Here is a 19835-nt window from a genome sequence, read left to right on the forward strand (position 1 = left end):
CCCGCGGGATGAGTACTACTACTCGTCCAGCCCGTGTTCGATTGCGTAGCGAGCCAGTTCGACGCGGTTGCCGACCTGCAGTTTTCGGAACGTGGCCTGCACATGGTTCTCGACGGTGCGGTGGCTCAGCGACAGCCGGTTCGCGATCTGCTTGGCGGTCAGGCCTTTCGCGACGTAGCGCAGGATCTCGGTCTCGCGCTCGGTCAGCGCAGGGCAGTCCGACCCGTCGGTGGCGTTGCGCTCGATGCGGCGGAACTCGCCCAGCACCAGGCCCGCCAGACCGGGGGTGAACACCGCCCGGCCCTGCGCCGTGGCGCGCACCGCGTCGGCGAGTTCCTGTTTGGACGCACTCTTGACCAGATAGCCGGTGGCCCCTGCCTTCACGGCCTCCAGCACGTCGTCACGTTCGTCGGAGGCCGAGAGCACCAGGATCCGTGAAGACGGGGACACCGCAAGGACTTCCGCCGTCGCCTGCGCGCCGTCGCCGTCGCCGAGTCGCATGTCCATCAACACGACAGCGGGCCGGACCACGGCCGCGCGTCGTTTCGCCGACGCGACACCGTCAGCAGTCGCGATCACCTCGAAGCCGTCGTCGGCCAGGTCCCGGGCGACCGCCTCCCGCCAGATCGGATGGTCGTCGACGACCATCACGGTCGTCCCGGTGTCGGTCATCGGTGCGGTAAACCCGGTGTGCGCGGCAACGTCAACTCCCATTCGGTTCCGGATCCGGCGCCGGTGGTCAACTCCGCGCGGCCACCCAGCCAGTTCATCCGGCCGACAATCGATTTCGCGACACCGACTCGCCCCTCGCCCACTGCATCCTCCAGCCGCCCGTCGGGGATGCCGACCCCGTCGTCCCGGACGCTCACGGTGACCGAATCGCCCAGGTCCTCGAGAAGAACATACGCCCGCGCGCCGGGGCCCGCGTGTGCCTCCACGTTGTCGAGCGCGTTGGTCACCGCCGCGAAGAACTCCCGGGCGAGCGAGGATTCGAGCAGGACCGGCTCGGCGGGCACGCTGACCGACACCCGGTCGGACGCGCGGCCGAGCAGCATCGCGCTCAGATCGGCAACCGTGTCGTCGCGGGGCGGTGCCTCGGCGGAGCTCACCAGCCGGCGCAGCGCGCGCTCCTGCTCGCCGGCGAGCTCGGCCAACTGCGCGGTGTCCCCGCCGATCTCCCGGCCCTTCCGGGCCACCAGCGCGAGCACCTGGATCGCCCCGTCGTGAACCTGGCGGGACAACCGTTCCCGCTCCTCCAGCGCCGCCGCCAGCCGGGTCGCCCGCTGTAGTTCGGCGTGCGCGCGCCGCGCCGTCTGCGCCGCCATGCCGACAGCCAGACCGACCGCGAGCTCGATCACGATGGTGGCGTTGCGGCCGAGATCGATGCTCACGTAGCCCTTCAGTACGGCGCTGGCCGCGACCACGACCAGCCCGGCCAGCATGCCGGGAACGGGACCGGACAGGATCGCCGCCGAGATCGTCGCGTTGGTGGCCCACAGCGTGGTCGGCCACGACTGGTTGTCCAGCGCCCACTGGTCGGACGCGACGAACTCCGTCGAGAGCATCAGTGCCACCACGACCGCGACCTCGGCGAGTACCCATGCCGGACGTCTGCCGAACCCCTGCAGATAGGCGACTGCACACGCCGCGCTCCACGCGAGCAACATCGCGAACAGCGCCCAGGCGATGCCCGGAGCCTCCAGATCGTCGTTGACCGACAGCTGGAAACCGAGTGCGTACCCGCAGCTGAGCAGCCGGAACACCTGGGCGGCCCGCCACAGCGGCGTCGCCGGGTCGGTCGCTACATCACCTTGGAGAGAAACGCTTGCGTCCGTTCGTGCTGTGGGTTGGCCATCACGTCGCGCGGGTTGCCCCGCTCGACGACGACACCCCCGTCCATGAACACCAACTCGTCGGCCACCTCGCGGGCGAACCCCATCTCGTGGGTCACCACGACCATCGTCATACCTTGTCCGGCAAGCTTTTTCATCACACCCAGCACCTCGCCGACGAGTTCGGGATCAAGTGCCGAGGTCGGCTCGTCGAACAGCATCAGCTTGGGTTGCATCGCCAGCGCCCTCGCGATCGCGACCCGCTGCTGCTGGCCGCCGGAGAGCTGCGCGGGATACGCCTGGGCCTTGTCGGCGAGCCCGACCTGCGCGAGCAACTCTTTGCCGCGCTCGACCGCCTCGGACTTCTTGACGCCGGCGACCTGCACCGGCGCCTCGATCACATTGCCGAGCGCGGTCCGGTGCGGGAACAAGTTGAAGTGCTGGAACACCATCCCGACGTCACGGCGCTGCTTGGCCACCTCGCGCGGCTTCATCTCGTGCAGCTTGCCGCCGCGCTCGTTGTAGCCCACCAGCGCACCGTCGACATAGAGCCTGCCAGCGCTGACGGTCTCCAGGTGGTTGATACAGCGCAGAAAGGTCGACTTGCCGGAGCCGGACGGGCCGACCATCACCAGCACCTGGCCCTTCTGGACCTCCAGCGTGATGCCCTTGAGCACCTGCAGCGCGCCGAAGTTCTTGCACACCAATTCGGCCTTGACCATCGGCGTCGCGCTGACTGACTCTGCTGTCATACCCATCCTTGTCAGCCTGCCGGAGGCTGTTGTGCCAGCGCCAGCGCTTCGAGCTGCTTGGAGGTCAGCTTGCGCGAGGCTCCCCGGGAGAAGTACCGCTCCAGGTAGTACTGCCCGACCATCAGGATGCTCGTGATCACCAGGTACCAGGCAGCGGCCACCAGCAGCAGCGGCACCGGCTCGAAGATCCGGGCCGCTATCTCACGAGTGGCGATGCTGTACACATCGAACGCGTACGGCACGGCGGTGACCAGCGATGTCGTCTTCAACAAGCTGATCAGCTCGTTGCCCGTCGGCGGGATGATCACCCGCATCGCCTGCGGCAGCACGGTCCGCCGCATGGCCTTACCCCAGGACATCCCCAGCGCCGTGGAGGCTTCCAGCTGCCCTTCGGGGACCGACAGGATGCCGGCGCGCACGATCTCGGCCATGTACGCGGCCTCGTTGAGACCGAGGCCGATCACCGCGAGCACGAACGGTATGGACAGGTCCTGCAGTTCGATGGCGAAGAACGACGGCCCGAACGGCACGCCGAGCTGGATGTTCTGGTAGATCGTCGGGAACAGGCCCCAGAACGCCAACTGCACGTAGATCGGGGTGCCGCGGAAGATCCACAGGAACACCCACGCCACCGAACTGAGCACCGGGTTGTCCGACAACCGCATCACCGTCAGCACGACGCCGAGCAGGATGCCGATGACCATCGAGTAGACGGTCAGCTGCAACGTGTTGAAGACACCCAACAGGATGCGCTCGTGGAAGAAGTACTCCCCGAACGTCGACCAGCCGTAGGCCGGGTTGGTCGCCGCACCCCACAGGAACAGTCCGACGAGGACGATGATGACGCCGGCCGCCACCCACCGCCAGGGATGCCGCAACGGGACGGCATCGATGGCCTGGGGCGCCCCGGACGGAGGTGGCGTGCCGGCGTCGGTCATGTCGGTCAGGAGATCGCGCCGTTGATCACCGGCTTGTCGATCATCCCGTCTTCGAGACCCCAGTTGGCGGCGATCTCCTTGTACTTGCCGGTGTCGATCAGATGCTGCAGCGCCTGCAGCAGCGACTGGGCCAGCGGGGAACCCTTGGCGACCGGCCAGCCATAGGGCGCCGAGTCGAACGTCTCACCGGCCTCCTCGAGCTTGCCGTTGGTCTGCTTGATCGCGTACAGGGTGACCGGCGAATCCGCCGACATCGCGTCGGCCTGGCCGAGCACGACCGCGTTGGTCGCGGCATCCTGGCTGTCGAACGCCACGATCTCGATGGCCGGCTTGCCCTCGTCGGTGCACTTCTTGCTGCGCGCCGGGAGTTCGTCGGTCTCCTGGACCGTCGTCGCCTGCACCGCGACCTTCTTGCCGCACGCGTTCTCCGGATCGATGTCCGCGCCCGCGGGCTTGGCCCACAGCGTGCCGGCCGAGAAGTAGGTGACGAAGTCGACCTGCTCCTCACGCTCCTTGCTGTCGGTGAACGAGGACATCCCGACGTTGAACGTGCCGCCCTGGATCGACGGGATGATCTTCGCGAAATCGGCCTCGCGGTAGTCGGGGGTCAGACCCAGGGTGCCCGCGACCGCGTTCATCAGGTCGACGTCGAAGCCGACGATCTCGCCGCTCTCGTCCTTGAACTCGTTCGGCGCATAGGGGATGTTCACCCCGATGACCAGGGTGCCGGTCGACTTGATGGCCTCGGGCACGGTGTTCGCGATTTCGTCGACCTTCTCCGCGGGCGCGGCGGCGGTCGGGGATCCCTCCTCGCTCGGGGCTTCCGAGCTGCTCGAACAACCGGACAGCGCCATGGCGCCCGTCGCGGCGAATACCGCTGCGATGCGCCAGAGCTTGGTCCGGCGGTCTTGGATTCCACCCAACACTGGTTTGCCTCCACTTTCTTCTCGGGTCGTCGCGTCCGTCTGAGTCTGCCTACCGGGGCGACCAGGCAGGAACGTTAACGACCGATGACCCGGCGCGCAGCGCCAGTAACGGAACATTAACGACACGGTTAGGACATCACAGCGGTACCGCGAAATCGGAACCGGCGTGTCGCGCGTGTGACACACTTTCCTGATGGAAACCGCTGCTCCCCCAAGCATGTTGCAGAATCTCTGGAAGACGGCGCTGCTGACTGGGGTGCTCACGATAATCCTCGGAGCGATGGTGTGGTTCTGGCCCGCCATCAGCGTGTTCGTTGCCGCCATCTTCTTCGCGGCCTATTTGCTGGTCACCGGCGTTTCCCAGGTGGTCTTCGCATTTGCCCTGAAGGTGTCGGCGAGCGGCCGCGTACTGCTGTTCATCAGCGGTGCGGCAGCGCTGATCCTGGCCGTGATGTGCTTCCGCAATTTCGGTAATGCCGTTCTTCTGCTAGCCATTTGGATCGGCATCGGGTTCATCTTCCGCGGTGTGGCCACCACGGTATCGGCGATCAGCGATCCGGATCTGCCCGGCCGGGGCTGGGAGATCTTCATTGGTGTCATCAGCCTGATCGCCGGCGTGATCCTGTTGGCCGCGCCGTTCGAATCCATCGAGACCCTGACCGTGGTCGTCGGCATCTGGTTGGTGGTGCTCGGCGTCTTCGAGGTGATCTCGGCCTTCGGAATTCGTTCGGCCAGCAAAGACCTGAGAACCATCGAGTCGAACCTCACACCGAGTCGAGTCGATTAAGGGCAAAAGTCCCTTGCCCCCACCACCCCCATGACTACTACATTGTGTCGTAGAAGGAGTAGATTGCTTCTTTAGAGCTGGGAGTGCGCATGGACGCTCTGGATGTTTCTCGGTGGCAGTTCGGTATCACCACCGTCTACCACTTCATCTTCGTCCCGTTGACCATCGGGCTGGCCCCGCTGCTCGCCGTCATGCAGACGATCTGGCATGTCACCGGAAACACCGCCTGGTACCGGCTCACCAAGTTCTTCGGCAAGCTCTTCCTGATCAACTTCGCGATCGGCGTCGCCACCGGCATCGTGCAGGAGTTCCAGTTCGGCATGAACTGGAGTGAGTACTCCAAGTTCGTCGGCGACATCTTCGGCGCCCCGCTGGCTTTCGAGGGATTGGTCGCGTTCTTCTTCGAATCCACCTTCATCGGCTTGTGGATCTTCGGCTGGAGCCGCCTTCCCCGCGCGGTCCACCTGGCATGCATCTGGATCGTCGCGTTCGGCGTCAACGCCTCGGCGTACTTCATCATCGCCGCCAACTCGTTCATGCAGCACCCCGTCGGAGCGAAGTTCAATCCGGAGTCCGGCCGCGCCGAACTCGTCGATTTCGGTGCGCTGCTGACCAACAACACCGCGATATGGGCCTTCCTGCACGCCGTCGCAGGCTCCCTGCTCACCGCAGGCGCATTCGTCGCGGGCATCTCGGCGTGGCTCATGGTGCGCGACCGCCGGCGCAACCCGGCCGACCCGGCACCGCTGGACTCCCAGGCGATGTTCCGCCCGGCCGCGATCATGGGCAGCTTCGTCGCGCTGGTCGCCGCCGCGGGGCTGTTCTTCACCGGCGACATCCAGGGCAAGCTGATGTTCGTCCAGCAGCCGATGAAGATGGCGTCGGCAGAGTCGTTGTGCCACACCGAAACCGATCCGGATTTCTCCATCCTGACCGTCGGAACCCACAACAACTGCGACAGCGTCACCCACCTCATCGAGGTTCCGTACGTGCTTCCGTTCCTGGCCGAGAACAGGTTCAGCGGCGTCACGCTGCAGGGTGTGCAGGATCTGCAGGTGCAGTATGCGGAGAAGTTCGGCCCGGGTGACTATCGGCCCAATCTGTTCGTCACCTACTGGTCGTTCCGCGCGATGATCGGCCTGCTCCTCGTTCCGGTCGCGTTCTCGTTGGTGACCTTGTGGCTGACCCGGCGCGGGCGCATACCGGACCAGCGGTGGCTCGGCACGTTCGGCATCCTGACGATCCCGACACCGTTCCTGGCGAACTCCGCGGGCTGGGTTTTCACCGAGATGGGGCGCCAACCATGGGTGGTGGTGCCCAACCCCACCGGCGACCAGATGGTGCGGATGACGGTGCAGGAAGGCGTGTCCAACCACGCCGCGGGCACCGTGTGGCTGTCGCTGACCGTGTTCACGTTGCTCTACGGAGCGCTCGCGGTGGTCTGGTTCTACCTGATGAGGCGCTACGTCGTCGAAGGCCCGCAGGAGCACGACGCCGAGCCGGCTCCCCCGACCCCGCCCGACAGCGACGACGTCGCCCCCCTCTCGTTCGCGTACTAGGAGACCGCCATGGCACTGCAGGAATTGTGGTTCCTCCTGATCGCCGTGCTGTTCCTCGGCTTTCTCGTCCTGGAGGGGTTCGACTTCGGCGTCGGAATGCTGATGGCCCCGATGGGCACCATGGGCCCAGGCGATACGGACAACCGGCGGCGCGCAGTCCTCAACACGATCGGACCGGTATGGGACGCCAACGAGGTGTGGTTGATCACCGCGGGAGCGGCGATGTTCGCGGCGTACCCCGGGTGGTACGCCACCCTGTTCTCGGCGCTGTACCTGCCGCTGCTGGCCATCCTGTTCGGCATGATCCTGCGCATCGTCGGCATCGAATGGCGCGGCAAGATCAACGATCCGCAGTGGCGCCGCTGGGCCGACATCGGTATCGCGCTGGGCTCCTGGTTGCCCGCGGTGCTGTGGGGTGTCGCGTTCGCAATCCTGTTGCGTGGGTTGCCCATCGACGCCGACGGCAGGACCGACGTGGCATTCGGCGACATCCTGAGCCCGTACACCCTGCTGGGTGGGCTGGCGACCGGGTCGCTGTTCCTGTTCTACGGCTCGGTATATCTGGCGCTGAAGACCTCCGGCGCGCTGCATGACGACGCGTTCCGGGTCGCGCGGACGCTGTCGCTGCCGGTGATCGTGCTGGCCGGCGGCTTCGGCCTGTGGACCCAGCTCGCCTACGGTCGGACGTGGACCTGGGCGGCGCTCGCGGCCGCCGTCGTGGCGCTGCTGCTCTCGGTGGCCCTGATGTGGCAGAAGACTCGTGAAGGCATCGCGTTCGTCGCCATGGTCGTCGTGATCGCCGCGGTCGCGGTGTTGATCTTCGGTTCGATGTACCCGACGCTGCTGCCCTCGACGCTGAACCCGGAGTGGAGCGTGACGATCTACAACGGCTCGTCGACGCCCTACACGTTGCGCATCATGACGTGGGCGTCGCTGGCGCTGCTGCCGTTGGTGCTCTGCTACCAGGCCTGGTCGTACTGGGTGTTCCGCAAACGCGTTACCGCGGAAGCGATCCCGGAGTCGATCGGACTGGCGAGGCGAGCGTCCTGACCGATCCCAGCCGCGCCCCGATCGACCCGCGCCTGTGGCGGGCCTCTGCGGCGATGCGCCGGTTCCTGGCCGCCACAACGGTATTCGGCGTGCTGATCGCGGCGTGCACCATCGGGTCGGCAGTGGTCCTCGCGTCGATCGTGGCCCGGGTCATCACCGACCCCGCGTCGCGCAGTCCAGGCATCCTCGCCCCTGCTCTGACGGCCCTGGTCGCGTTGTGGACCGTCCGCGTGCTCGCGCAGTGGCAACAGGGACGGCTCGCCCAGCACGGAGCCAGCGCGGTCATCGCCGATCTCTCCGATCAGGTGCTCGACGCCGCCACCTCGCTGCCACCGCGCGAGCTGGCCGCCCGTCGCGACGACGCCGCCGTGGTCGTCACGCACGGCCTCGACGGTCTGCGGGTCTATTTCACCGCGTATCTGCCGTCGCTGTTCCTCGCGGTGATCCTGACGCCCGCCACCGTCGCGGTGATCGCCTGGTACGACTGGCGGTCCGCGGTGATCGTGGCGATCGCGCTTCCCCTGATCCCGATCTTCATGATCCTGATCGGGCTGGCCACCACCGACCGCTCCGAGGCGGCGCTGGCAGCGATGACCACCCTGCAGTCGCGCTTGATGGATCTGGTCGCCGGGCTGCCGACGCTGCGCGCGTTCGGGCGCACCGCGGGCGCCGCCGACCGCATCGCCGAACTGGGTGCCGCGCATCGCCGTTCGGCGATGGCCACGATGCGGATCGCGTTCCTGTCGGCGTTCGTGCTCGAGCTGCTCGCCACCCTCGGGGTCGCGCTGGTCGCCGTCGGCGTCGGAATGCGCCTGGTCTTCGGGGATATGACGTTGACCGCCGGGCTCACCGCGCTGCTGCTGGCCCCTGAGGCGTTCTGGCCGCTGCGCCGGGTCGGGGCGACGTTCCACTCGGCGCAGGACGGCAAGACCGCGGTGCAGGCCGCGTTCCGATTCATCGACAGCGCCGCCCCGACGCCGGACGGCTCGGCGGCGCTCACGGGGGACACCGTCACCGTCACCGTGCACGACCTGGACATGACCGCGCTGCCCGGGCGGGTCACGGTCATCACCGGGCCCAACGGGATCGGCAAATCGACTCTGCTGCAGGCGATCCTCGGCCTCGGCCCCTCGCCGAGCGGACGGATCACCGTCAACGACCTCGACGTTACCGAACTCGACCGGCAGCGCTGGTGGGCGCGGGTGGGCTGGCTGGCGCAGCGGCCGGTGCTGATCCCGGGCACGGTGGGCGAGAACCTCGAGTTGTTCGGACCACTGGACGACCTCGAGGAAGCCTGCCGGTCAGCGTGTTTCGACGAGGTCCTGGCCACGCTGCCGGACGGCCTGCAGACGCCGATCGGCCGCGGCGGGGTCGGGCTGTCGCTGGGGCAGCGGCAGCGTCTCGGGCTGGCCCGGGTTCTCGGGTCCGGCGCGCCGCTACTGCTGTTCGACGAGCCGACCGCGCATCTCGACGGACCGACCGAGGCACGGGTGCTCGAGGCGATCACGCGGCGGGCCGCGGCGGGTGCGACGGTGATCGTGGTGGGACACCGCGATCCGGTACTGGCGATCGGCGACGCGGTCGTCGATATGGGCGGTGCCCGTGTCCCGTCCTGACCCACTCCTGCAGGTGTGGCCGCTGCTGCGGCCCCGCATCCCGCGCCTGGCCGCCGCGGTGCTCTTCGGTGCCGCGTCGCTGGGCAGCGCGTTCGCCCTCACGGCGGTGTCCGCGTGGCTGATCACCCGGGCCTGGCAGATGCCACCGGTGCTGCATCTGACCGTCGCGGCCGTCACGGTGCGGGCGCTCGGGATCTCGCGCGGGCTGCTGGGCTACTGCGAGCGACTGGCCTCCCACGACGCCGCACTGCGCGCCGCGAGCAACGCCCGGGTGGGCATTTTCCGCCGGCTGGCGAGCGCGCCGACGGACGCGGTGATGCGGCGCAGCAGTGGTGACCTGGTGGCGCGAATCGGGCACGGTGTCGACGATCTCGCCGAGGTCATCGTCCGTGCGCTCGTGCCGATCTGCGTCGCGGCGCTGCTGGCCGTCGTGGCGATCACCACGGTCGCCGTGATCTCGCCGCCCGCCGCGGCGGTGCTCGCGGTGAGCATGGCGGTCGCAGGCATCCTCGCCCCGGTCGCGGCTGCCCGCGCCACGAAGGCTTCTGAAACCGTTGCCGCCGAACACCATTCCGGGCGTGACACCGCGGCCCTGCTGGCTTTGGAGCACGCCCCGGAACTGCGGGTCAGCGGTAGGCTCGCCGGTGTGCTGGCCACCGCGGCCGACGAACAACGCCGATGGGGGCGCGCCGTCGACCGGGCGTCGGCACCCGCGGCGGTGGCGGCGGCCGCGCCGACGGCGGCGACCGGGGTCAGCGTGCTGGGCGCCGTGCTCGCCGGAATCACGCTGGCCTCCAGCGCCGCGCCGACGACCGTCGCGATCCTGATGCTGGTGCCGCTGGCCTCGTTCGAGGCCACCGCCGCTCTGCCGGGCGCCGCCGTCGCGCTGACCCGCGCACGGATCGCGGCCCGGCGCCTGCTCGCGCTGACCGAACCCGCCGCCGAGGACGACCGCCGTCCGGTCGTCACACCACCTGAATTGGAGCCGGGAGACCGCGTCGCGGTGGTCGGGCCGAGCGGGTCCGGCAAGACCACCTTGCTGATGCAGACCCCCGGGGTGTTCTTCGCCGAGGACGCGCACCTGTTCTCGACCACGGTGCGCGACAACCTGCTGGTCGCCCGAGGCGACGCCCGCGACGACGAACTGCTGGACGCACTGCGCCGGTGCGGGCTCGGCCGTTGGGTCGCCGAATTGCCCGACGGCCTGTCGACGGTCCTGGTCGGCGGGGCGTCGGCGGTGTCGGCGGGGCAGCGCCGCCGGCTATTGCTGGCCCGCGCGCTGATCTCGACGGCGCCGACCGTCCTGCTCGACGAGCCGACCGAGCACCTCGACGCCTCCGACGCCGATGCGATCATGGCCGCGATCCTGACCCCGGGCGAGTTGTTCGGGCCGGAACGCACCGTCGTCGTGGCCACTCATCACCTGACGGAACACCTGCCGGTGAAGGTAATCTCCCCGACATGAGCGAACCGCCGCCTCCCCCGCCCGGCACCTATCCCGGCGGCTACTCGCCGCAGCCCTACGGCGGCTACGGCGGCTATCCACCGCCGTACCCCGCGCCCCCGAAGAACGGGCTGGGTACCGCGTCGCTGGTCGTCGCGATCATCTCGCTGTTCACGGTGTTCGGCGGGGTGGTGCTCGGCGTCGTCGCGGTGATCCTGGGCTTCCTCGGCCGCGGCCGGGTGCAGCGCGGCGAGGCGAACAACGGCGGAATCGCGATAGCCGGCATCGTGCTCGGCGCGGTCAGCATCGTCGTGTCGATCGTCGCGATCGTGATCATGGCGGTGGTCGGCTGGTCGGTGTTCAAGGACGTCGGCGGCACCGACTACATCGACTGCCTCAACCGGGCCGGCTCCGACCAGACCGCCGTCGAGCAGTGCGCCGACGAGTTCACCCAGCGCGTCGAGGACGAATTCTCCGTCACCGTCACCCCGCGGCCCTAGACCGGTCACGGGAAGTGCTTGACGATGCCTTCCTGTACCACCGTGGCCAGCGGCTGACCCGAGCGGTCGAAGAAGTGCCCGGAGCCCAGACCGCGGGAGTCGGCGGCGACGGGTGAGGTCGTCGAGTACAGCACCCAGTCGTCGAAGCGGATCGGCCGGTGGAACCACACGGTGTGATTGGTGGTGACCGCGAAGATCCGGTCGTACCCCCACGACAGACCGTGGGTGGTGATGATCGAGTCCAGCACGGTGGTGTCCGACGAGTACACCAGCGCGGCGGCGTGCAGCACCGGGTCGTCGGGCATCGCGCCCTGCGCGGTCATCCACACCCGGTTGTGCCCGAGCCTGCCGCCCTTGTCACGCATGACCCACGCCGGGTCGTTGGTGTAGCGCCATTCGATGGGCCGCAGCGCGCTGACGAAATGCGGGACCACCTCCTCGTACCCGCGCAGCAGCTCGTCGATCGGCAGCACCGCCTCCGGATCGTCGATCTGGGGCGGTTCGATCCCGTGCTCCAGCCCCTTGCCGCCGGCCAGGTAGGACACCAGAGCTGTGGTCAGCAGCTGCCCGTTCTGCATCACGTCGACGCGGCGGTTGGCGAACCGGCGCTCGTCGCGCAGCCGCACGACGTGGAACTCCAGGTCCTGCTCCGGGTCTCCCCCGGCGATGAAGTGCACCGACAACGCGCTCGGCGGGGTCGGGTACTTCAGGCTCCGGCTGGCCGCGACGAAGGCCTGAGCCATCATCTGCCCGCCGAACGTGCGCACCGGGTTCTTGCTCGGGTGCCTGCCGACGAAGGTGTTCTCGTCGACGAGGTCGAGGTCGAGGATCGCGAGCAGCTCTTGGAAGTCCGCATGACGCGACACTCGATGATCTCCCTCAGTTAGACGTCGTCCTCCCCGATGCGGTGGACGTGGATCAGATTCGTGGAGCCTACTGTGCCCGGAGGGGCGCCCGCGACGATGACCACCAGGTCGCCGCGCTTGTACCGGCCGAGCGCCAGCATCGACTGGTCGACCTGGCGGATCATGCCGTCGGTGGTCTCGATGTGCGGGACGATGAACGTCTCGGTGCCCCAGGTCAGCGCCAGCTGACTACGGATCTCGGGCAGCGACGTGAACGCCAGCACCGGCAGCGGGGTGTGCAGACGGGCCAGCCGGCGCACGGTGTCCCCGGACTGGGTGAACGCGACCAGCGCCTTCGCGTCGAGCCGCTCACCGATGTCGCGGGCCGCGTAGGAGATGACGCCGCGCTTGGTGCGCGGCGTGTGGGTCAGCGCCGGGACGGCCACCGAGTTGTCCTCGACCGCGCTGACGATCCGCGCCATCGTGCGAACCGTCTCGAACGGGAACTTGCCGACCGAGGTCTCCCCGGACAGCATCACCGCGTCCGCGCCGTCGAGCACCGCGTTGGCGACGTCAGAGGCCTCCGCGCGCGTCGGGCGGGAGTTCTCGATCATCGACTCCAGCATCTGGGTCGCGACGATGACCGGTTTGGCGTTCTCCCTGGCCATCTGGATGGCCCGCTTCTGCACCAGCGGCACCTCCTCGAGAGGCAGCTCGACGCCGAGGTCACCACGCGCGACCATGATCGCGTCGAACGCCAGCACGATGGCCTCGAGGTTGTCGATCGCCTCCGGCTTCTCCAGCTTCGCGATCACCGGGACGCGGCGCCCGACCCGGTCCATCACCTCGTGCACCAGCTCGACGTCGGCGGGCGAGCGCACGAACGACAACGCGACGAGGTCGACACCCAGGCGCAGCGCGAACTCCAGGTCGTCGATGTCTTTCTCCGACAGTGGCGGAGCCGACACGTTCATCCCGGGCAGGGACATGCCCTTGTTGTTGCTGACCTTGCCACCCTCGGTGACCGTGCAGACCACGTCGTTGCCGTCGATGTGTTCGACCACCAGACCCACATTGCCGTCGTCGACGAGCACCCGGTCACCGGGACTGGCGTCCTGAGCGAGCCGCTTGTAGGTGGTCGACACCCGGTCGTGGGTGCCCTCGAAGTCGTCGACGGTGATCCGGATCGTCTCGCCGTTCTTCCACACCGTCGGCCCGTCGGCGAACCGGCCCAGCCGGATCTTCGGGCCCTGCAGGTCGGCGAGGATGCCGACGGCGCGTCCGGTCGCATCCGATGCGGCGCGAACGCGTCTGTAGTTGGCCTCGTGGTCGGGGTAGTCGCCGTGGCTGAAGTTGAGCCTCGCGACATCCATTCCGGACTCGACCAGCTGCTTGACCGCCCCCTCAGAGGCGGTGGCCGGGCCGAGCGTACAGACGATCTTTCCGCGTCGAGTCACGGCTCACGAGCATAGTCGTTAATCGATTCAGACGACGGCCAGCGGCAGCGCCCCGGGCCGCACCGGGGCGGGCAGATCCGAGTCACCCATCAGGTACGCGTCGACGGCGTGCGCGGCGCTCCGGCCTTCGGCGATCGCCCACACGATCAGCGACGCACCGCGGTGCGCGTCTCCGCACACGAAGACGCCGGGCGCTTCGGTCTGCCAGTCCGAGCCGCACGGCACGGTGCCGCGCCGGTTGAGCGTCACACCGAGGTTGTCGAGCAGCGGCATGTGCTCGACCCCCTCGAACCCGATCGCCAGCAGCGCCAGATCGCACGGGATCTCCAGCGTCTCCCCGACCGGCACGATGTGGCGGCGGCCGTTCTCGTCGCGCTCGACCTTCACCTCGGCGATCTCCATCGCCCGCAGATTCCCCCGCTCGTCACCGAGGAAGCGCTGCACGGCGACCTCGTAACGGCGGTGTCCGCCCTCGGCGTGGGCCGGCGAGAGCCGGGTCCTCAGCACCAGCGGCCACGTCGGCCACGGGGTGCGAGAGTCGTCACGCTGTTCCGGCGGTTCGGGGTTGTAGTCCAGCTGCGTCACCGACGCGGCACCCTGGCGGTGCGCGGTGCCCAGGCAGTCGGCTCCGGTGTCGCCGCCGCCAATGATCACGACGTGCTTGCCCGCCGCGCTGATCGGGCTGGGACCGTCGCCTTCGCATTCCTTGTTGGCCGGGACCAGGTGTTCCATCGCGAGATGCACGCCGTTGAGGTGGCGGCCCTCCACGTCGTTGTCGCGGGAGCGCAGCGCCCCGACGGCCAGTACGACGGCGTCGTGCTGGGCCCGCAGCTGCTCGATCGGCAGATCAACGCCCACCTCGCATTCGGTGACGAAACGCGTTCCCTCCGCACGCATCTGGGCCAGTCGCTGGTTGAGCGTGCCCTTCTCCAGCTTGTACTCGGGGATGCCGTAGCGCATCAGCCCGCCGATCCGGTCGTCCCGTTCGTAGACCGTGACGTCGTGGCCCGCGCGCGTCAGCTGCTGGGCGGCGGCCAGCCCGGCCGGACCGGAGCCGACGACGGCGACCTTCTTGCCGGTCGAGATCGCGGCCGGCTGGGGCTCGACGAGACCGTCCATCCAGGCCTGGTCGGCGATGGTCTGCTCGATGCGCTTGATCGTGACGCTGCCGCCAGTCTGCTCCTCGGAGATCGACAGCACGCACGCCGCCTCGCACGGCGCCGGGCACAGCCGGCCGGTGAACTCCGGGAAGTTGTTCGTCGCGTGCAACCGGTCGCTGGCCGCGTCCCAGCGGCCGCGGCGCACCAGATCGTTCCACTCCGGGATCAGGTTGCCCAGCGGGCAGCCCGCGGTTCCGGAGTGGCAGAACGGGATTCCGCAGTCCATACAGCGGCGGGCCTGCTGGGACACCTCGCCGGCACGCTGGTGCGGGTCCTGGCGCTCGTAGACCTCGCGCCAGTCCCCGACCCGTTCGTCGACGGGCCGTTTGGTGGCCTCGACCTTGGGCACTTCCAGGAATCCGCGCGGGTCAGCCACGGGTCGCCTCCATGATCGCCGAGTCGACGTCCCGGCCCTCGGCCTTGGCCATCCGGGTCGCCTCGAGCACGCGCTGGTAATCGCGCGGCATGATTTTGGTGAATTGTGCGCTGCGCCTGGGCCAGTCGGAGAGCATCGACGTCGCGACGGTGCTTCCGGTGTAGCGCGCGTGTAGCGCCACGACGTTGCGCAGCCAGGCCAGGTCCTCGGGATCGAGGCGCTGCAGTTCGACCATGTCGGTGTTGACCCGGCTGGGGTCGAGTCCGAGCACGAACGCGATGCCGCCGGACATGCCCGCGGCCATGTTGCGGCCGACCTTGCCGAGCACCACCACCCGGCCGCCGGTCATGTACTCGCAGGCGTGGTCGCCGACGCCTTCGACGACGGTCAGCGCACCGGAGTTGCGGGCGGCGAAACGCTCACCGACCCGGCCGCGCAGGTACAGCTCACCCGAGGTGGCGCCGAAAAGCAGCGTGTTGCCGGCGATCACGTTGTCCTCGGGCAGGAACAGCACGTCGTCCTGCGGTTTGACGACGATCCTGCCGCCCGAAAGCCCCTTGCCCACATAGTCGTTCGCATCGCCGATGAGCTCCAGGGTGACTCCGGGCGGAAGGAACGCGCCGAGCGACTGGCCGGCCGAACCGGTCAGCGTGACGTGGATGGTGTCCTCGGGCAGCCCCGCCGCACCGTAGCGCCGGGTCACCTCGCTACCGAGCAGGGTGCCGACGGTGCGGTTGACGTTGCGCACCGGAAGCTCCAGCCGAACCGGGTGGGCATCCTCCAGCGCCCCTTCGGCGAGCTGGATCAGTGTGCGGTCGAGCGCTTCGTCGAGACCATGGTCCTGATCGCGCACCCGGCGCCGTTCGGAGGTCGACTGGGGCACGGCGAAGACCGGGCTCAGGTCGAGTCCGCGGCTCTTCCAGTGCGCGACGCCGTCGGCGGTGTCTAGCATCTCGGCGTGCCCGACGGCCTCGTCGATGCTGCGGAAACCGAGCTCTGCCAGGTACTTCCGGATGTCCTCGGCGATGAACTGGAAGAAGTTCTCGACGAACTCCGGCTTACCGTTGAACCGGGCGCGCAGCTCGGGGTTCTGGGTGGCGACCCCGACCGGGCAGGTGTCGAGGTGACACACCCTCATCATGATGCAGCCGGCCACGACCAGCGGCGCGGTGGCGAACCCGTACTCCTCGGCGCCGAGCAGCATCGCCACCACCACGTCACGGGCGGTCCGCATTCCGCCGTCGCACTGCACGGTGATGCGGTCGCGCAGGCCGTTGAGCACGAGCGTCTGCTGGGTGTCGGCCAGCCCGATCTCCCACGGGGCGCCGGCATGTTTGAGGCTGGTCAGCGGAGCGGCACCGGTACCGCCGTCGTATCCGGAGATCAGCACGACGTCGGCGTGCGCCTTCGACACCCCGGCGGCGACCGTGCCGACCCCGATCGAGCTGACGAGCTTGACGTGGATGCGGGCGTCGGCGTTGGCGTTCTTCAGATCGTGGATCAGCTGCGCGAGGTCCTCGATCGAGTAGATGTCGTGGTGTGGCGGCGGCGAGATCAGCCCGACGCCCGGCGTCGAGTGCCGGGTCTTGGCGATGTTGGGATACACCTTGTATCCCGGAAGTTGCCCGCCCTCACCGGGTTTGGCACCCTGTGCCATCTTGATCTGAATGTCGGAGGCGTTGACCAGGTAGTCGCTGGTGACGCCGAACCGCCCGGAGGCGACCTGCTTGACGGCGCTGCGCCGCTTCGGGTCGTAGAGCCGGTCGACGTCTTCGCCGCCCTCGCCGCTGTTGGAGCGTCCGCCGAGGTTGTTCATCGCGATGGCCATCGTCTCGTGGGCCTCGGCGGAGATGGAACCGTAGCTCATCGCGCCGGTGTTGAACCGTTTGACGATCTCGCTCGCGGGTTCGACCTCGTCGAGCGGCACCGGCGGACGCACACCCTTCTTGAACTCGAACAGTCCGCGCAGCGCGCCGCCTTCGCGGCTGAGCCGGTCGACCTCGTCGGAGTACTGCTGGAACACGTCATGGCGACCGGTGCGGGTCGCATGCTGCAGCAGGAACACCACCTCGGGGGTGAACAGGTGCAGTTCACCTTCGCGCCGGAACGCGTACTCGCCGCCGACCTCCAGGCGCCGATGCACCCGCTCGGTCGGGTTCTCCGGGTACGCGCGCCGGTGGCGCAGCTTGACCTCCTCGGCGATCACGTCGAGGCCGACGCCGCCGAGTTGGGTCGGTGTGCCGGTGAAGTACTCGTCGATGACGTCTTTGTCGATGCCGATCGCCTCGAACGCCTGGGCGGCGGTGTAGGAGGCCACCGTGGAGATGCCCATCTTGCTCATCACCTTCATCACGCCCTTGCCGAGCGCCTTGAGGTAGTTGCGCACCGCGGCCGACGGCTCGATGCCGGTCAGTTCACCCTCGCGGATCAGGTCCTCGATGGATTCGAAGGCCAGGTACGGGTTGACCGCAGCGGCGCCGAAACCGATCAGCATCGCGATGTGGTGCACCTCGCGGGCGTCGCCACTCTCGACGACGAGCGCGACCTTGGTGCGCTGTTTGGTGTGAACCAGATGGTGGTGCACGGCAGAGACCGCCAGCAGCGACGGGATCGGCGCCTTGGTGTGGTCGGAGTCGCGGTCGGAAATGACCAGTGTCCGTGCGCCTTTGGTGATCGCGGTCGATGCGCGCAGGCGTAGATCCTCCAGCGCCTCGGCCAGGCCCTCTCCCCCGCGTTCGACGTCGTAGAGCGCGCGCAGCACGACGGTGCGCAGCCCGGGCTGCTCGCCGTCGTCGTTGATGTGGACGATCTTGCCGAGCTCCTCGTTGTCGAGGACGGGCCAGGTGAGCTTGATCTGGCGGCACGATGCGGCGCCGGGTTCGAGCAGATTCTGTTCAGGGCCCATCACGCGCGACATGGAGGTGACGATCTCCTCGCGGATCGCGTCCAGCGGCGGATTGGTGACCTGGGCGAAGAGTTCGACGAAGTAGTCGTAGAGCAGCTTGGAGCGCTGCGACAGCACCGCGGCCGGGGTGTCTGTGCCCATGGAACCCAGCGGTTCGGCACCGGAGGCGGCCATCGGGGTGAGCAGGATGCGCAGCTCTTCCTCGGTGTAGCCGAAGCTCACCTGCCTGCGCACCACCGATTCGTGGTTGGGCTGGGCGGGGGCGCGGTCGGGCAGTGTCTTGAGCTCGAGCAGTCCGGCGTGCAGCCACTCGCCGTAGGGCTGGGCGCCCGACAGCCGCTCCTTGATCTCGTCGTCGGAGACGATGCGGCCCGCGTCGGTGTCGACCAGCAGCATCTTGCCGGGCTGCAGGCGGCCCTTGGCGACGATCTGCGCCGACGGCACGTCGAGGACCCCGGCCTCGCTGGCGAGGATCAGTCGGTCGTCGAGGGTGCGCCACCAGCGACCCGGCCGTAACCCGTTGCGGTCCAACACCGCTCCGACCAGAGTGCCGTCGGTGAAGGTGACGCAGGCGGGGCCGTCCCACGGTTCCATCAGCGAGGCGTGGAACTGCCAGAAGGCCCTTTCCTCCGGGTCCATGGTGGTGCTGTTCTCCCACGCCTCGGGGATCATCATCAGCACGGCGTGGGGCAGGCTGCGGCCGCCGAGGTGCAGGAGTTCGAGTACCTCGTCGAAGGACGCGGAGTCGGACGCATCCGGGGTGCAGATCGGTGAGAGCCGGCTCAGGTCGCCGGGGATGTGGTCGCTGGCCAGCATGGCCTCCCGGGCGTGCATCCGGTTGCGGTTGCCGCGCACGGTGTTGATCTCGCCGTTGTGCGCGACGAAGCGGAACGGGTGCGCCAGCGGCCACGACGGGAAGGTGTTGGTGGAGAAGCGGCTGTGCACGATCGCGATGGCACTGATGCAGCGCTCGTCCCGTAGGTCCGGGAAGTACAGCGGCAGCTGCATCGTGGTGAGCATGCCCTTGTAGACCATGGTGCGACTGGACAGCGACGGGAAGTAGACGCCGTCGCGTTCGGCGCGCTTACGCATCGGGTAGACGCGGCGGTCGAGTTCGATTCCGCCGGGCCGGTTCCCGTCGATCGCGGGTGCGGCGACGAAGAGCTGAGCCATATGGGGCATACAGTCGAGCGCGGTCTTGCCGATCTCGGCGCCGATCGGATCGACCGGGACCTCTCGCCAGCCGAGGACTTCGAGGTTCTCTTCGGCGGCGATGGCTTCGATGGCGCTGCAGGCAGCCGCACGCTGTGCGGGGTCCTGGGGCAGGAAGCAGATTCCGGCGGCGAAGGTGTTGCCGTCGCCGGTGGCCTCGGGCAGCACGAAGTCGACGACGTCGCGCAGCAGCGCGACGGGGAGCTGGATGAGGATGCCCGCGCCGTCACCGCTGTTCGGTTCGGCGCCCGCGGCGCCGCGGTGCTCGAGGTGCTCCAGGGCGATGAGACCGTCGGTGACGATGCTGTGGGAGCGCCTGCCCTGGATGTCGACCACCATGGCTACACCGCAGGAGTCCGACTCGTTGTCGGGGTCGTACAGACCTTGGGGTTCGGGCAACGCCGAGTAGAGCATGGATTTGGCCTCCGCCATCCTGAATTCGTCATCAGGGACTGCGTCGGCCCGTTGGTCCAGTG

The 19835-nt window shown here is 68.3% G+C and carries 14 protein-coding genes and 1 pseudogene; 6 read left to right on the forward strand and 9 right to left on the reverse strand.

Translation table 11 applies throughout. The annotated features are described in order from the left end of the window. Positions 1 to 18: 18 nt before the first annotated feature. The 5 genes and pseudogenes from BST38_RS10785 to BST38_RS10805 all read right to left on the reverse strand — a co-directional run bounded on the left by BST38_RS10785 (position 19) and on the right by BST38_RS10805 (position 4448). Complete coding sequence (locus tag BST38_RS10785) at positions 19 to 672, reverse strand: response regulator (protein ID WP_083143289.1); 654 nt, start codon at positions 670 to 672, stop codon at positions 19 to 21. After that, positions 669 to 1796, reverse strand: a pseudogene (macS, locus tag BST38_RS10790) (MacS family sensor histidine kinase); the annotation flags it as partial. The pseudogene macS and the gene BST38_RS10785, both read right to left, overlap by 4 nt. A 5-nt stretch (positions 1797 to 1801) precedes the next feature. Beyond that, the gene (locus BST38_RS10795; RefSeq protein ID WP_110781718.1) at positions 1802 to 2554 is read right to left on the reverse strand and encodes an amino acid ABC transporter ATP-binding protein; all 753 of its coding nucleotides are present in this window, start codon (positions 2552 to 2554) and stop codon (positions 1802 to 1804) included. Between the two features lie 41 nt (positions 2555 to 2595). Further along, the gene (locus BST38_RS10800; protein ID WP_083143291.1) at positions 2596 to 3522 is read right to left on the reverse strand and encodes an amino acid ABC transporter permease; all 927 of its coding nucleotides are present in this window, start codon (positions 3520 to 3522) and stop codon (positions 2596 to 2598) included. A 5-nt stretch (positions 3523 to 3527) separates the two neighbouring features. Then, complete coding sequence (locus BST38_RS10805) at positions 3528 to 4448, reverse strand: ABC transporter substrate-binding protein (protein ID WP_083143292.1); 921 nt, start codon at positions 4446 to 4448, stop codon at positions 3528 to 3530. A 193-nt stretch (positions 4449 to 4641) separates the two neighbouring features. On the opposite strand from BST38_RS10805, the gene BST38_RS10810 reads away from it, so the two are divergent. The 6 genes from BST38_RS10810 to BST38_RS10835 all read left to right on the forward strand — a co-directional run bounded on the left by BST38_RS10810 (position 4642) and on the right by BST38_RS10835 (position 11404). Further along, on the forward strand, positions 4642 to 5235 hold the full coding sequence (locus BST38_RS10810; protein WP_083143293.1) for an HdeD family acid-resistance protein: 594 nt from the start codon (positions 4642 to 4644) through the stop codon (positions 5233 to 5235). 89 nt (positions 5236 to 5324) lie between these two features. Beyond that, positions 5325 to 6794 (forward strand): cytochrome ubiquinol oxidase subunit I, encoded by a 1470-nt coding sequence (locus tag BST38_RS10815; protein WP_083143294.1) that lies wholly within the window; start codon positions 5325 to 5327, stop codon positions 6792 to 6794. 9 nt (positions 6795 to 6803) lie between these two features. Then, positions 6804 to 7844 (forward strand): cytochrome d ubiquinol oxidase subunit II, encoded by a 1041-nt coding sequence (gene cydB / locus BST38_RS10820; RefSeq protein WP_083143295.1) that lies wholly within the window; start codon positions 6804 to 6806, stop codon positions 7842 to 7844. Between the two features lie 53 nt (positions 7845 to 7897). After that, complete coding sequence (gene cydD, locus BST38_RS10825) at positions 7898 to 9460, forward strand: thiol reductant ABC exporter subunit CydD (protein ID WP_083143296.1); 1563 nt, start codon at positions 7898 to 7900, stop codon at positions 9458 to 9460. Then, positions 9447 to 10925, forward strand: coding sequence for an ATP-binding cassette domain-containing protein (locus tag BST38_RS10830; RefSeq protein ID WP_083143391.1), 1479 nt, complete (start codon positions 9447 to 9449; stop codon positions 10923 to 10925). The genes cydD and BST38_RS10830 overlap by 14 nt, the downstream gene beginning before the upstream one ends. Further along, positions 10922 to 11404, forward strand: a complete 483-nt coding sequence (locus BST38_RS10835) for a DUF4190 domain-containing protein (protein ID WP_083143297.1) — start codon at positions 10922 to 10924, stop codon at positions 11402 to 11404. The genes BST38_RS10830 and BST38_RS10835 overlap by 4 nt, the downstream gene beginning before the upstream one ends. A 5-nt stretch (positions 11405 to 11409) precedes the next feature. On the opposite strand, the gene BST38_RS10840 is transcribed toward BST38_RS10835, so the two are convergent. From BST38_RS10840 to gltB, 4 genes are read right to left on the reverse strand one after another with little or no spacing between them, the layout of a single operon-like run. After that, positions 11410 to 12270: an acyl-CoA thioesterase II gene (locus BST38_RS10840; protein WP_083143298.1), complete on the reverse strand. Its 861-nt coding sequence runs from the start codon at positions 12268 to 12270 to the stop codon at positions 11410 to 11412. Between the two features lie 17 nt (positions 12271 to 12287). Continuing rightward, positions 12288 to 13706, reverse strand: a complete 1419-nt coding sequence (gene pyk / locus BST38_RS10845) for a pyruvate kinase (RefSeq protein ID WP_083143299.1) — start codon at positions 13704 to 13706, stop codon at positions 12288 to 12290. 27 nt (positions 13707 to 13733) lie between these two features. Continuing rightward, positions 13734 to 15242, reverse strand: a complete 1509-nt coding sequence (locus BST38_RS10850; RefSeq protein ID WP_083143300.1) for a glutamate synthase subunit beta — start codon at positions 15240 to 15242, stop codon at positions 13734 to 13736. After that, positions 15235 to 19773, reverse strand: coding sequence for a glutamate synthase large subunit (gene gltB / locus BST38_RS10855; protein ID WP_083143392.1), 4539 nt, complete (start codon positions 19771 to 19773; stop codon positions 15235 to 15237). The genes BST38_RS10850 and gltB overlap by 8 nt, the downstream gene beginning before the upstream one ends. Positions 19774 to 19835 lie beyond the last annotated feature (62 nt).

The organism is Mycolicibacterium parafortuitum (assembly GCF_002086815.1).
In the GTDB taxonomy this organism is placed as follows: Bacteria; Actinomycetota; Actinomycetes; order Mycobacteriales; family Mycobacteriaceae; genus Mycobacterium; species Mycobacterium parafortuitum.